Origin of the sequence: Sulfurovum sp. (assembly GCF_041562805.1) — a bacterium.
Taxonomy (GTDB): Bacteria; Campylobacterota; Campylobacteria; order Campylobacterales; family Sulfurovaceae; genus Sulfurovum.
The window spans coordinates 1-12,828 of the sequence record NZ_JBFFOH010000016.1; the positions used below are offsets into that span (position 1 = coordinate 1).

General features: G+C 44.7%; 19 protein-coding genes. All 19 read right to left on the reverse strand.

The window, feature by feature from the left end:
- On the reverse strand, window positions 1–341 hold a 341-nt coding region (locus ABYK33_RS03720), incomplete at its 3' end, for a hypothetical protein (protein WP_373031612.1).
- Window positions 338–718: a hypothetical protein gene (locus ABYK33_RS03725; protein WP_373031613.1), complete on the reverse strand. Its 381-nt coding sequence runs from the start codon at window positions 716–718 to the stop codon at window positions 338–340. The genes ABYK33_RS03720 and ABYK33_RS03725, both read right to left, overlap by 4 nt.
- A complete protein-coding gene (locus ABYK33_RS03730) occupies window positions 718–2,148 on the reverse strand; it encodes a hypothetical protein (protein WP_373031614.1) in 1,431 nt (476 codons plus the stop codon). The genes ABYK33_RS03725 and ABYK33_RS03730 overlap by 1 nt, the downstream gene beginning before the upstream one ends.
- Window positions 2,149–2,151: 3 nt before the next feature.
- Complete coding sequence (locus ABYK33_RS03735; protein WP_373031615.1) at window positions 2,152–2,859, reverse strand: hypothetical protein; 708 nt, start codon at window positions 2,857–2,859, stop codon at window positions 2,152–2,154.
- Window positions 2,856–3,068 carry a hypothetical protein gene (locus ABYK33_RS03740; RefSeq protein ID WP_373031616.1) on the reverse strand — a complete coding sequence of 71 codons (213 nt, stop codon included), beginning with the start codon at window positions 3,066–3,068 and terminating at the stop codon, window positions 2,856–2,858. The genes ABYK33_RS03735 and ABYK33_RS03740 overlap by 4 nt, the downstream gene beginning before the upstream one ends.
- Window positions 3,046–3,738, reverse strand: coding sequence for a hypothetical protein (locus ABYK33_RS03745; RefSeq protein ID WP_373031617.1), 693 nt, complete (start codon window positions 3,736–3,738; stop codon window positions 3,046–3,048). Before ABYK33_RS03745 ends, ABYK33_RS03740 begins: the two co-directional genes overlap by 23 nt.
- Window positions 3,735–4,247, reverse strand: coding sequence for a methyltransferase domain-containing protein (locus ABYK33_RS03750; protein WP_373031618.1), 513 nt, complete (start codon window positions 4,245–4,247; stop codon window positions 3,735–3,737). The genes ABYK33_RS03745 and ABYK33_RS03750 overlap by 4 nt, the downstream gene beginning before the upstream one ends.
- On the reverse strand, window positions 4,232–4,477 hold the full coding sequence (locus tag ABYK33_RS03755) for a hypothetical protein (protein WP_373031619.1): 246 nt from the start codon (window positions 4,475–4,477) through the stop codon (window positions 4,232–4,234). The genes ABYK33_RS03750 and ABYK33_RS03755 overlap by 16 nt, the downstream gene beginning before the upstream one ends.
- A 31-nt stretch (window positions 4,478–4,508) precedes the next feature.
- Window positions 4,509–5,753: a P22 phage major capsid protein family protein gene (locus ABYK33_RS03760; protein WP_373031620.1), complete on the reverse strand. Its 1,245-nt coding sequence runs from the start codon at window positions 5,751–5,753 to the stop codon at window positions 4,509–4,511.
- Between the two features lie 16 nt (window positions 5,754–5,769).
- The gene (locus tag ABYK33_RS03765) at window positions 5,770–6,552 is read right to left on the reverse strand and encodes a hypothetical protein (protein WP_373031621.1); all 783 of its coding nucleotides are present in this window, start codon (window positions 6,550–6,552) and stop codon (window positions 5,770–5,772) included.
- A 29-nt stretch (window positions 6,553–6,581) separates the two neighbouring features.
- Window positions 6,582–8,714, reverse strand: a complete 2,133-nt coding sequence (locus ABYK33_RS03770; protein ID WP_373031622.1) for a portal protein — start codon at window positions 8,712–8,714, stop codon at window positions 6,582–6,584.
- Window positions 8,715–10,064 (reverse strand): phage terminase large subunit, encoded by a 1,350-nt coding sequence (locus ABYK33_RS03775; RefSeq protein WP_373031623.1) that lies wholly within the window; start codon window positions 10,062–10,064, stop codon window positions 8,715–8,717. It lies immediately after the preceding gene.
- Window positions 10,061–10,513, reverse strand: coding sequence for a terminase small subunit (locus ABYK33_RS03780; protein ID WP_373031624.1), 453 nt, complete (start codon window positions 10,511–10,513; stop codon window positions 10,061–10,063). The genes ABYK33_RS03775 and ABYK33_RS03780 overlap by 4 nt, the downstream gene beginning before the upstream one ends.
- Before the next feature lie 2 nt (window positions 10,514–10,515).
- Window positions 10,516–10,647 (reverse strand): hypothetical protein, encoded by a 132-nt coding sequence (locus ABYK33_RS03785; RefSeq protein WP_373031625.1) that lies wholly within the window; start codon window positions 10,645–10,647, stop codon window positions 10,516–10,518.
- A gap of 39 nt (window positions 10,648–10,686) precedes the next feature.
- Window positions 10,687–10,827 carry a hypothetical protein gene (locus tag ABYK33_RS03790; protein WP_373031626.1) on the reverse strand — a complete coding sequence of 47 codons (141 nt, stop codon included), beginning with the start codon at window positions 10,825–10,827 and terminating at the stop codon, window positions 10,687–10,689.
- A 175-nt stretch (window positions 10,828–11,002) separates the two neighbouring features.
- On the reverse strand, window positions 11,003–11,539 hold the full coding sequence (locus tag ABYK33_RS03795) for a recombination protein NinG (RefSeq protein WP_373031628.1): 537 nt from the start codon (window positions 11,537–11,539) through the stop codon (window positions 11,003–11,005).
- A 68-nt stretch (window positions 11,540–11,607) separates the two neighbouring features.
- Entirely contained in the window at window positions 11,608–11,868 is a 261-nt protein-coding gene (locus ABYK33_RS03800) for a hypothetical protein (RefSeq protein ID WP_373031629.1), read from the reverse strand.
- A 47-nt stretch (window positions 11,869–11,915) separates the two neighbouring features.
- Entirely contained in the window at window positions 11,916–12,146 is a 231-nt protein-coding gene (locus tag ABYK33_RS03805) for a hypothetical protein (protein ID WP_373031630.1), read from the reverse strand.
- 120 nt (window positions 12,147–12,266) lie between these two features.
- Complete coding sequence (locus ABYK33_RS03810; RefSeq protein WP_373031631.1) at window positions 12,267–12,821, reverse strand: class I SAM-dependent methyltransferase; 555 nt, start codon at window positions 12,819–12,821, stop codon at window positions 12,267–12,269.
- Window positions 12,822–12,828: the final 7 nt, after the last annotated feature.

Consider the following 12,828-nt stretch of genomic DNA (forward strand, 5'->3'; position numbering starts at 1 on the left):
ACCTCTACCCACGAGCTGTTTAAACCAATAATAGTTATTTCTTGAGCACCTGTCCCAGCGCTTGAATCGTTTGCGCTAGAAGAAACAAATTCTAAAGCTGTTGCGGCAATAGGTGTTTTATACACTCCGCCTGTTGCTATAGGTACTATAGTAGTGCCAACAGATGCAGAACCAAACTTGTTTACGATTGAATGGTTTGGGATATTGCCTTCTTTTACCTCGTGCCACCAATCCACACCTTTACCAAGAAGGTCTATTGCTGTATCTTGCTTCTCTTCTGTAGCAGGGTTAATCGTTGTTCCTGCATCATTAGAGACATATACTTGTTCTACAAAGCTCATACTATTAGATAGCTCGTGGTTACTGGCCTAAGTCGTACAGATGTATACTTTTGGCCAATTTGTCTTGTCAGTGACCCGTTAACATTCCCTGCTAGTGATATTATACCACTTCCTACATTTGTTACTATAAGTTCAGAGTTTCTTGTTGCCGGATCTTGTAGTGTTACCGTAAACGTCCCATCGCATACAACATGCAAATCATCATTTGACGGAGAGTAATTAGTTGTTTTTAAAACCCATCCACCAAGTGACCCTTCACCACCTCCTGTCGCTGAAAACAGATTGTTGAAGAAATTAAACCATTCACGAGATATCAAGCCTGTTCTAGGGTCTATGAATGGAACCCTTGCAGAAGGGATTGTTGTTAGTACAGCCATCAGCTACCCTTTGGCCCGCCCATTAGCTCAGCGCCCATAATTGATATTTTAACAGGATCTGTTCCTGATATCTCATAAACTCTGTCTCTAAGTTTTTCTGTTGTCCCAAGACGTCTTTTTATAGCCCTAGCTGATGTTTCGCCTATTTTCCCAAGTTTAAGCTCTTGGACGTTGCTCCAATTGTGGCCTCCGTCATCAGACCACCTGAGAAACATAACTGGATCTGAGCCTTGCCCAGTGTTTAACCCTACGCCTGTTTCGCAATCTATCTGCAAAGAGTGATGCGCTGCACGTTGTAGATTGTTTTGCCCTGGCCCTAATGCTCTCCAGGATCTTAACCACTTCTGTTCTCCTGTTGAATCTTCATAAGAATTAAGATCGAGATAATATATTACTCCTGTACTATAATCTCCGATTACCACCTTTTCCGAAAAATTCATTTGGGCGTTTGCTCTGTGCCTAGTGAATACACCTTGGGTAAACATCGCCCTTTCATGCCACTGCCCAGTAGAGACATCAAAAGCCCATGTCTTTTCTGCTGTTGGGAATACTATTACATAAAAACTATGGCCCTCTTGCTGATAAGAGAATGAAATCGCGTCTTTTATTGTCGAATAGCCCTGCAAAGCGTATTCGATTGCATGTGTTGATATTCTTTGCGGGCTATATCCATTTGCCCGGTAAACAATACCGCTGCCGCGCTCATCTTTCCCAAGCCAAAATAATGTATTGTCAAGCTTTGCAATAGAGTATGGTGCAACACAGCCAATTTCAACAAAAGCCCCTTGAATCCTTGATAATGGAAAATCTACCAACCCGGCGTTATACCATACTTCGGTAGTTGTTTCTCCAAATAGCCATGCCTCTCTATGGTCAATTGCTACTGCAACCAAATTATCAGGACTACCTTCAGCGCTTGCGAAGTCTAGTGGGTCAACGCTTGTCCCGTCGTATAGTGATGTCACCCACACTTTTTGTGTGTCTGGCTCATTAAATACAAAATATCCGTCTAAATACCCAACAGTCACTGCTCCGGGAAAATCTGGATCTGTAATCTTCTGAAAAACTGCTGTGCTTGAGTTATATATATAGCTATCAGGATTACATGCAATAAAAAGCTGTGTACCATTATCAGACATTGAAACAGGCCCAGTTCCACTTACATTACCCAAAAACGTAGCCACAAAACCTTCTGTGACTGAATACAATTCACTACCAGAAACAATATACCCCACACCACCGAATGCTCTCATGCCGCGAATAGGCCCGTCACCAATAGACGTTATTTCCACGGTACATGGGCATCTTGTCAGAAATCCTGCCTCCTTACCTCCCTCAAGAACAACTTCGGGGTAAAGATTTATCATCCTGTTATTTGCTGCGTTTATTGACCTAGCAGTATATGATGCGCCCAAGATTGGTGTTTTCAATTATTACCCTGTGAAAATGTCTGATTTTATCCCAGAGGTTATTACAGCTGCTGGCAATGCCGCTTTCATGCTTAACCTGGAAGTGTTAAGACGCTTAATTGATTTTTTTGAGCTAATAGCGATTCTTCCGACTGTTGGCAAAGGTTCTGCTCCGTCCATTGCTGCAATCTCAACGGCAAGATTGAATTTGAACGCCCTTAAATAACCTGGCGGGAAAGCAAGCGCCGTTTGGAGTGTTGCAGGCTGAGAAAGCTCAACTACAGAGACAAGTTTTAAAGTTAGATTTGAAGATGGGACCGGATAAACGTACATTGCCGCATCTGGGTTTGTCATATTGACGAACATGTACTCAGGATATGAACCAGTAGCAGTTTTTGCTGATATTCCGTTGTATTCTTCTTCGCTAATTAATAAAAACTTGTATGGTTCTCCGTTTGAGTCCTCAAAATATGAAGCTGGTTCTATAGATACAGGCCTGGTGCCGACAAAATCGCCTGTAGGACCAACCGTTCTACTTGCAGTTGAGGCTGGCCATGTGAAAGATTGTGTTTGAGTAGAATAGACAGCAAGATTCTCGATTGACCACGCATCCAGCATCATATTTAGTGCGTTTAGAGAGTCCTGAGCCATCTCGGCAGTTGGGCTTTCACCTTCTGCAAGTGTGCCATTCATCAATAAAGCGTCGCTTATCAAGTCCAGTGCTGTTGTCATTTGGCAAGATCCCTAAGTAGTTCCTTAATACCTTTGCCATGGTAAGGCTTTTTGCCAAACTTGGCCTTGTATCTACGGCGTAGCGCAGTTATATTAATTTTCTCAATTGCTTCTTCGCAAATCTTCCACCCATTAGACTTATTCTCTGCCACTTGTGCAGCCGTGTAAGCATGAGTCTTGCCGTGTTTAGGATGCTCCATTAGTATCATTGCTTCCTCCTGGCTGCTTTAGTAAAAATTCATGGAGATTGCCTTTATAAACTTTATCCCCTGCATGGTGGTTGATATTCATATCAGGAACGGTAAAAAGACCGTCTCCACACTCTAACCACCGACGACAAAATGCGTAGTCTTCACCGTACCATGTCCCTTTATGCGCACCATGATTGAAAAGGTCTATGCTTGGGTGGTATTTGTCGCCGTAAACAAGCCCTGGGAACGAAGTATAGATTTTGTTTACTGCTTCTTTGGTAATTTTTAAAAACCCGGCAGGAGCGTCAAACGAGTGCAATGCCCCATCTTCTTCTCTTACCATTGGCGTGCCATCCTTATACGAAAGGATATGCCCCATGTATGACTCTTCGTCGCGTTTAAATCTGTAAGTTCCTGCGACAACGTTTCCTTTAGTTAAAACAAGTTTGAGTAAATCACCTGCATCCCAAGACACATCATGGTCGATAAAAACAATTACATCAGCTCCAGCGTCTAATGCCTTGCGTAGCATTGTAGCCCTTGCGTTTGAAATATATGGACAACCAATCTCTGAAACCATCGCATGTTCAATTCCTGCTTCATCAAACAACGGGACTGAAGCTGCCAAGCTATCAAGTGTCTCTTGGTATGGTCTTGTCATGGTTGGAATGCAAAAAACAACTTTCATTTAACACCTATTCCTACAACATTAAATTTAGTATGATTAATAATCTTTACATCGGTAAAAAATTCTTCTAGTGCCTTCTTCAAACTTGGCCTTGTGAATCCTGTATTATGCCCCATGTATGGGTTGGCAGCAACAAACCAATCAAGCCCGTAATACATATCGCGGCCAGTTATCGGCCCTGCTGGGCTTTCATACATAACAACATCATCGCACTGCACGTCTGTCAAATCTGGCACTGCGATAATAACAACACCGCCTTTCTTGAGAACTCGCTTAAACTCTGCAAGAGCTATCTCGACTTGGTGCTGGTAAAGGTGCTCTAATGTGTGCGAGCAGTACACAACGTCAAACTCGCCAATATCACCTAAATCAGTGATAGGAGCAACAACATCAGGCTTGACCTTATCGTCAATATCAAGACGTGTCTCAAGTAGCCCAGCCAGGTACGGCGGCAATTGCTCGTCGCCGCACCCAGCATGGAGCACTTTTTTAGTTACGCAGTCGCCCAAATTCCCAAACCGATAAGGGTGTTCTGGATCTCCTGAACTGCGGCAAGCTGAGTTGCCCCAAAATCAGCAGAGGTCGCTAGTGCGCTTGTTGCATGTACTGCGCTTGAGTAGGTGCGCTGGACAACAGGAGTTGCACCATATACACCAATTTTATCAGTAGACGCACCGCCCCACAAAGAGCCGTCCGGGCTACCATTATCTAACCGTTCGTATTTATCACTATCAGCCATATCTTTTCCTCAGTTATGTTTGTGTTATTGGTTAAACAGCTGCGGAACCAATCATACGGCAAGCCCACTCAGGTCTAAGAGCAGCAGTACCGTAAAGAATATCGATCCTAAGCAGCATTTCATCATTCCGGATATCCGAACCAAGCCAGAAACGCATTGACAAGCCGTCTTTGCTCATTCGTACACACTTAGCAGCGTCATCCATGATTGGCAGATCAGCAGTAACAAACTGGAATGCGTCACGATGGTACATAAGTGACTGTGCGTAAGTGGTAGAGGCTGCGCCAACAAAGGTCATTGCCTTTTCGTTGAAGTCAGTAACTGCCAAATCAGCACCAGTTGAGCTGCATACGTTTTTCTTTGCGCCGGTAAGGTGAATTGTCGGAGAAACAGAAGCGCTTACAGCACCCGTGGCGGTTACAGTAAACTGCTGAAGATGTGCGTAAGCTGCCTTGGTTTCCGGGTGACAAGCATAAACACCGGCAACGGTGAATACGGAGCCGACAACCTGATTAGCCTGTGACAAGTCTTCACTAACAGCAATGCTTGAACCACCATCAGTTACAAGAGCGTCGGCATTAGTATTTGCAGTTACATCTGAAGAGTTGGTAAGATTCCAGATGCGCTCGTTCTCGTAGTAGTTAGCCATGGCAGTACGAGCAACAAGACCCTCTTTGTACTGGTCGCCAATGGCGCTTGAAGGATTAAAGTACCCAGCAACACCGTTGACAAGGCCGCCCATAGTGACAGAATCCATCTGGATGCAGCGATTCATGTCTTTAGGTGCAAGGCCCTGATTAAGTTTCGCACGAGCCGCGCCAGGAGCAACAAGTGTCGTAATGCCAGTTCCTGCTGTTCCTGCTACGTTGTAGGTCGCTTTGGTTGAAGCTTCAAGGTAGTCAGCCTCAATTCCAGATACAAGCGCGGAAATTGCTGGCTCAATGTAGCGCTTGTTGAACTCGGCTACCTGTTTGGGGTTAGCTGTATCAAGAGCAAGCTCCGCAGAGTTAAACCGCATATCAACACCATCCTGGGTCGCTACGGTTACATTCTGGGTTGACTCGTCCTGATCCTGCACGTCCATGACTCTGGAGTTGGTACGGCGCGTGTACCTGTTAGCGTCTCGGACTCGCAGAGTCTGACCGATTTTAGCACCATTGATGCCGAATGAATCATCATACTGGCGGTCAGTGGTTGCGATAAACTGCGCCTTTTCGTGGGCGACAGCAAGTGACTCTTTAGCCACCATATCGATAAATTTAAGTGTATTAGCCATTTTCTATCCTTCGGGCTTAGTACCCGTGTTTCTTTTTCCGCTCGGCACGCCACGCATCATACTCTGCGTCAGACATTTTGCCTGGATCTTTAACCGTGCCGCCTTTATTGGCTCCGACAGGGTCGATCGGCGCTGGTGCGCTTGTTTGTTTTTTCTGTGGCGCTTGTAGTCCTGCCTCAAGCTTTCCAATTTCAATAGCCTGCTGCAAAGGAGTAAGGGCGGCAATTCTGCTTGCCTCTTTATGGTCTTTCCCAAGATGGTATGCTATATCTGGCCCTTTGTCGGCTAAACGGATTGCATCAGCCATAACATCGGAGATAGGCGCAGTGTATGCCACCTCGTCATAGTCGTTGTATTTCTCCCTCGCGTCTTCTTCTCTATCCTGAAAAGCATAAATTACACTAGCTTCCATTTGTGCAGCTTCACGCTCGGCAAACCGTATCTCTGCCTTTCTGTCTGCAACTGCGTCAATGTACTCGTCTTCTGTAGCAAAATACTCGCGCTTAATGTCGTCAACGCCATCATAAACTTGCGCTGCTGGAGGCTGCTGAGCCGCCATCTCCTGCTCTCTCTTCAGCTTGCGCTGCTCTCTTGCCAGCCGTTTGCTTACAATCGCGTCAAGCTCTTCCTGCGTAAATGTCTTGCTTGGTTCTTTTTCTTCCTGACTTTCTTCACTACCTTCCACTTCCGGAGCGTCAGTCTCTTCGGTTGCAGGCGCTGACTCTTCAGCTTCTACTTCTTCAACAACTTCTTCTGCTACTCCTGCTACTTCTTCCTCTACCACTTCTTGCTCTGCCATTTTTGTTCTCCTTCAACCTAGGGAAAGTCCTAGTCCTGTTGTCCTACGCTTATGTCAACTTCTACCTCTGGCCCACCCTGCATTTTGTTCATTGATGCGATGGTATTTGTTACAATTCTTTCTATCATTCTTTCGTCCATTCTTTCAGTCAGCTCTGACATCCTTTGAGTTTCTGCTTTATACTCGTCTATGATATTCTTGATTTCGCTCTTCTCTAGCTCTGTCTCGCTCTTATTCTTTTGGATGAGAAGTTTCGTCTCATTGTCTTGCTGCCTAGACTTAAGCTCTGCCTCAAGCTGCTCGTTTTTGTCCATCAGCTCGTTGATTGCAGCGTCCATTTGCTGCATCTGCTGCTGCGCCTGCATAATCATATTCTTGGCTGCTGGTGGAATACCTTCGCCGTCGTCATCGTCTAGCAACTCAGGAGGAACAGCTTTAGCAAGGCGCTTAGAAAGCTTATCTGCCATAGGGAAGTCCTGAGCTTCCATAATAAGATCGCCAGCAATACTCATCATCTGCGGATTCCTGGCAGCGATATCGTTAAGGTTCGCCGCTGCTTCTTGGCGCTGAGTCTGGAAAGATGGCCCGGTGTCGATAACAACGTCATAACGGCCAACTGTAGGATTAAATATCTTCCGTACTTGGCCCTTTAAGTCGCGCTGCTCCTTGTATGCCTGCTCACTATTAGGATCAAGCATGGCCTTATCTTCTTTGCCATCAAGACCCAAGATGCGAACAACGCGCTCAGAATCGTAATATTTCTGGATAAGGTCTATGATTACTTTTGCTTCGTACCGAAGAGCACGAGCAAGATTGTCGGGAAAATGGAATGTTGCAGTCTCGCCCTGAACCTTTAGGCGCTGAATACCTATCCCACTCTGCGCCTCACTCCTAATACCAAAGTTGGCGTTTTGCTGACCGCTAGAAGCACGCATTTGCTCAGAAGACATTTGTAGCAGTTGTATCTGTGCCTGTGCCATTACCGGAGGAGATTGTCTAGCTGGAGCAGGAAGCTGGTTTCCTTCTGCGTCAAAAGCGTTATATGGAAGGCCAACTTGGTTGTCAATATTCGCAGACTGCCATACCTCCTCGTGGCCTTCGACAGCTTCAGCAGCGTACAGGTATGGGACTCTATTCTGCAACGCAAGAGTCTGTACTGTCTCAGAATAGGCATAATTTACCATCCTGGCAGGATCTTTCAGATCTCTTACTATTCCCTTCCTTACGATCTCGCCGTCAACATTTACTTCTTTGCCGACAACAGTAATAATTGGAAGGTACTGCCCAAGCCAATCGCGTGAATCAATAGGCTCATCGTGACCACCAACAAGCTTGCACCATTTCCACTTTCTCCGGTTAACCTTCCTGTCGGCAACGTACTCTTCTGGCTCGCCGCCATCGTTCTTAGATACTGTTGTTCCATCTGCAAGGAGGTAAAGAGTATCCTCCTCACGCTCGCAATAGAAATACTCAGCGCGTCTCACTGTATGCTCGCCAACCCACTTAGAGCCAGTTACATCTTCTTCCCATGACTCAACCTTAATGTCTGGGTATTCTGACTCAATATCTGACTTCGGAACGTCCTCGAAGATAAACCCCCATTTAGCGTCAGAACGGTCTTCATTCTTTGCATCTGGGTCAATATAAACAAGATTGGGGTTGGGGATAGATTTGATGGTGATTACTTGATCAAAAGAATCATCTGACTCGTACTCGGTAAGAATACGCCAGTAGCCCTCACCGCCATACACAGCGTGCTCTGCTGCTGTGTCGTGCGCATCGTCGCTTGAACTTGATACTTGAATATTGCGGATAAGACCGGCCAAGATCTCGGCGGTCTTCTTGTCTGAGAAGTCGTCAACGCCTGAAACCTTCACGGCTGGGCGGTTGACTCTGATGTTATTGATGATTTGGTTACAATGCTGGGCAGTCTGGTTAACTGTCAGGCAAACTTTATCTGCTGACTCCCTGGATGACTTAGCTGAGTCAGGCCATTGCCAGCCGTTTGTCGAGTCACCCATTGCAAACTTAGTGTCCTCAATGGCAAGATCGCGTGCGTCGCTGTAGTAATCTTGCGCACGCTTAAAGCGCTTCTTCGCTTCTTTTACAATATCTTTTCCACTTGTCGTGGATTTCATCTCTACATCTTCATCTTCGGCCACTTATGCACCCATCCATCCTAATTGTTTTTTAATCGGTCTTTTTGGTGATAAAGCCTTATTCTTCTTATCTTTATGGTTAACTATACCAGGAAACAATGCAGCCAAAGCCCATATTGCTGCATCTGCTCTATTTGGGCTAGATGCACCAGTATAACCAAATGTTGAAAAAGCTGCAAGCTCGTCTTCTAATTCTGTAAGATAACCAACATGTCGCACTTTCCCTTGCTCATATAAAGCAGAAAATGGCTCTGCCCTTTGAACTTTTCCTCTACTTGCTGTTACCTTTATAAAGTTTGTTTTTTGTCTGCATGTTTTTATTACATGCTGCACCATTGCTCCGCCAAAGTTTGTTTCTCCTACTATTGCATCGGCAGAATGTCTTTCATATGCATCAGTGGCGACCTTTCCCCAAGTAGCAGGGCCAGCCTTTACTGTAAGGTCAGGGCCAATATATGCATTACCATCTGTCCCAAGGCCTGCTACACAAATACCAATAGCGTCATTATCGGCGTTGTCCTCATCACCAGCACCAGAAGGATCAACAGCAACAACAATGCGAACCATATCAGGCAAAGAACCATCTGTTACTCTCCACCTGTCCATGTGCTCATCAGGGAATAGCTGGTTTGGGTTATCGTCACCAAACTCTCCATCAAGAAATCTCTTCCTGGCTTTTGCGCTCATCCCCTTGAGAGTGTCTAAATACCCATCGGCAAGGTTATCAACATTATCAACAGGGTTCATCTGCATGGAGGCGTATTCTTCTGGCCTTAGAAGATGATCTTTCGTTTCTGGGTGTATTTTCTTTTTGAATATCTTGTATGACCAATGGGCCTTGGTCGGAGGATTGCAATCATAGTACACTTTAGGCATAAGCATACATTCTGGAATTTTACCTATCTGCTGCTGCTGGACTTTTTGGGCCAATCTTGTAATAGCAGTCTCTATAGACTTATATGGGATCTGGCTGCACTCGTTTGGGTAAATGGTGACGAATTCCATCCCGAGAATCTTCTCGGTGCGTTCCTTGTCGTCAAGGCCTGCGAACCAAATTTCTGATCCGTTTGGTAAAGTTACAAACCAATCAGATTTGTTTATGGAATACTCTATATCAGGAAAACAAAGGCTCATTACCTTTGGAAACGTGTCGAATACAATTGAATTTTTTACTGCGTTGAATCTGAATCTAACTATTGCGTGCCTGCTACCTGCTGCCTTAATTGCTCTTACGCATATGGCTCTAACTATTAAAAAAGTCTTCCCGCTCCTACTTCCACCAAATAGCATTATGTGGACTGCTGCACTTGCGAGTAGCTTATTTGCTTCTTTTTGCTTTTCGGTAAGCTTCACAGCTCTGCGTCTGTCTCGCTGAGATTGATAGTGTAACTTGCTTTGACATTAGAATCGGTCTTGTCGGCAAGTCCAAGATCCCTCGCAATAATGCTTGGGTTCAGCATGTCTGCTGCTGCTCCAGCAAACTTTTGATCTTTGATTATTTGCTCAACTCGTGTGCAGACGCTGGAAAAATCTTTGTGTTTCTTGTATTCCGTCCAGGTGGTCTGGTCAATATCAAGGAATGTGCAAAGGCCGCCGATAGTCATCGCTCTCATCTTATCAAGAGATGTCTTTGTCACGTTACCCTGGTGGCAAAATACTTTTTCCTCTTGCAGCGGATTGTCAACCACCCACTGGAAGTACTCTTGGCAAGCTTCCCATAGAACATCATCGTCAGAGAATATCTTGTTTCTGCCATGTTTGGAACGTGCCTTCCAAAACTGATTACCTAGAGGTGCTGCCATATCTATTTAATCGAAGCTAAATATTTGTTTCTCTTGGTAGCTGCTTTTGCTGCTTTGTTAAGTAGTCCAGTGCCAAGACTCTTTGGCTTAATCTTCTTTACAGGCTTTTTTGTTTTATTAGCGTTCTTAGCCATTCTACCCTCCATTAATCCAAAATTAAAAATACTAAAAGCTTATTTCTTCTTCCCGCCCTTGCCTTTCTTCTTCCCACACCCCATAGCTTCACCTTTTCCTTCGTCGCTATCCCACTTTATGCTATCGTGGTTTTTTCTTCCTGCTGGAGTATAAATATGGCAGCTTGCGTTACCCTTCATAATCGTCCTCATCAAGAACCAGAGAGTCTTGGTATTCTTCCCAGTCGATTACCTCATTGTCGTTTTCTACAAGGCATTCGCAATCACACATTAACTTGCCATCTGAAAAATTTAATTCTTTCTCTATTTCACACATTGTCTTTCTATTTTACTACACCACGCAAAATCAGTCAAATTATCTTAGGCTTTTCAGCAACTCTTTATAGTGCGCTTCGATATCTTTTATTTCATCAACGGTCATCTTTTGAATGCCGTTATAGTTTTCCAAATACTCTACCATTTCCTGGCCAACCTTCTTAATCAGCCATGATCTATATAGAATAGGGTTGCCACTTAAATGCGTGTTGCATGGCTGGCATTGCTTGTGGATATTGGCTGGATGAAAACGTAATTCCCTACGCGCCCCAGTAGAGATATAATGCCCGGCATGATATTGCCCAGTGTGGTATCTCCCACAGCTTATGCATGGATCGCCCTTATCGCGCTCCCTGATAAACGCATTACAGGCCGCTTGTGCCTTTTTAACCCAATAACTCAGTGGCTGTATAGCTTCAAGCTTTAAAGTGTCAGCTTTAGCCTTGCGCTTGCGTTTTGCGTCGTTTTTTTCATTAACTAATAGCATGGCGCACTTCACGCTGCAAGCAGCCTGCAATGAGCTTACCGGCGTGAATTTAGCACTACATCCTTTAGCTTTACATTTTTTCTTTCTCATACGTATATATACCTACCTCGCCGCCTATCGCAATATCGGCCCGTACTGTATATCACATGTTAGTGTACTTATTGTTGCACTGTAGCTTTTATTTTGTCAGCAAAAAAAGAAGCAACAGCAGATACAAGAACACCATATGCCATCCACCATCCATGGTGTTCAATTGGCAGATATCGTTCCCCATAAATACCAAGCAAACACCATATAAAAACAAAAACAATAAAGTGGAAAAGTAGAGGAAGTGCTTTCCTCGTCAGTACACTAACAATACGCTCAAGCACGACGCCAGTGCTCGCCTTTTCTTCATCGGCTTCGTTGTTCTCTGTCATTTCGTTACCTTCCTTGCCCCAACAAGGGGCTCGTCTTAGCTTCTACGTTAGACAGGCTCAGCCTTTATGCCTATGGCTTCAAGTAATGAAATAACACCATCACTCCAACCAACATACCCATCAAAATCAACACAAAAATCGTCTTCGCTATCTGGGTCTGTCACAAACGTGTCGTCGTTGTCCAGGTTCACAATCAATCCGGCCTCTTGATTTTCCATAAGCCACTTCCACTTGTTAATATCACCTTCGATCTTGCTCAATTCTTTTAAAGCATTCATGAATAATCCTCGCTTGTTTTAAGTTAATCCGCACCGCCATGTCTAACAATACAATCCAGCCAGATCAGAACACCTGCGTTCTTTCAATTCATCGTCATCGGCTGGCTGCTGATTTCTACGTTATGCCTTAATAAAGGCCACCCAGTGTGTTTGGGCCTTTTTACCGCTTCTATGCCCATACAAAGGCTTATTGGGTGTCAGTTCTAACACCTCGCGCAATGGTATTTCAGCCTCACACCATTTAAAAATTAATGTACCCATTGGAGATAAAACCCTAAAACACTCAGCAAAACCATCTTTTATGTCATCTCTCCACGTTTTATCGAGCAATCCATAATCAAACGCTATGCGCCCTGTCTTTCCAGCTCCTTTGTAAAAGTGCGGCGGGTCAAAAACAACATGATGGAAAGAGTTGTCACCAAATGGCATGTTTCTGAAATCAACCACCTTGTCAGGTTTTACCACTTTTGGTTTTCTTCCTTTTGTCCCTGGTGTACCCACATCAATAACCCTTGTGCCTACTCGTTTATCAACAAATAATGTCCTGCTATCTTCTTTATCAAACCAGAACATTCTAGTGCCGCAACAGGCGTCGAGAACAACAGGCATAACAATTCGCTCAAGCACGACGCCCGTGCTCGCCCATTCTCTGGTATCTTCGTGTTTAGTTGTCATATCCTCA

Excerpts from the sequence above, each read along its gene's own strand:
- ABYK33_RS03725 (WP_373031613.1), bottom strand. The coding sequence starts at position 718 with ATGGCTGTACTAACAACAATCCCTTCTGCAAGGGTTCCATTCATAGAC.
- ABYK33_RS03735 (WP_373031615.1), bottom strand. The coding sequence starts at position 2,859 with ATGACAACAGCACTGGACTTGATAAGCGACGCTTTATTGATGAATGGC.
- ABYK33_RS03740 (WP_373031616.1), bottom strand. The coding sequence starts at position 3,068 with ATGATACTAATGGAGCATCCTAAACACGGCAAGACTCATGCTTACACG.
- ABYK33_RS03745 (WP_373031617.1), bottom strand. The coding sequence starts at position 3,738 with ATGAAAGTTGTTTTTTGCATTCCAACCATGACAAGACCATACCAAGAG.
- ABYK33_RS03755 (WP_373031619.1), bottom strand. The coding sequence starts at position 4,477 with ATGGCTGATAGTGATAAATACGAACGGTTAGATAATGGTAGCCCGGAC.
- ABYK33_RS03760 (WP_373031620.1), bottom strand. The coding sequence starts at position 5,753 with ATGGCTAATACACTTAAATTTATCGATATGGTGGCTAAAGAGTCACTT.
- ABYK33_RS03765 (WP_373031621.1), bottom strand. The coding sequence starts at position 6,552 with ATGGCAGAGCAAGAAGTGGTAGAGGAAGAAGTAGCAGGAGTAGCAGAA.
- ABYK33_RS03780 (WP_373031624.1), bottom strand. The coding sequence starts at position 10,513 with ATGGCAGCACCTCTAGGTAATCAGTTTTGGAAGGCACGTTCCAAACAT.
- ABYK33_RS03785 (WP_373031625.1), bottom strand. The coding sequence starts at position 10,647 with ATGGCTAAGAACGCTAATAAAACAAAAAAGCCTGTAAAGAAGATTAAG.
- ABYK33_RS03790 (WP_373031626.1), bottom strand. The coding sequence starts at position 10,827 with ATGAAGGGTAACGCAAGCTGCCATATTTATACTCCAGCAGGAAGAAAA.
- ABYK33_RS03795 (WP_373031628.1), bottom strand. The coding sequence starts at position 11,539 with ATGAGAAAGAAAAAATGTAAAGCTAAAGGATGTAGTGCTAAATTCACG.
- ABYK33_RS03800 (WP_373031629.1), bottom strand. The coding sequence starts at position 11,868 with ATGACAGAGAACAACGAAGCCGATGAAGAAAAGGCGAGCACTGGCGTC.
- ABYK33_RS03805 (WP_373031630.1), bottom strand. The coding sequence starts at position 12,146 with ATGAATGCTTTAAAAGAATTGAGCAAGATCGAAGGTGATATTAACAAG.
- ABYK33_RS03810 (WP_373031631.1), bottom strand. The coding sequence starts at position 12,821 with ATGACAACTAAACACGAAGATACCAGAGAATGGGCGAGCACGGGCGTC.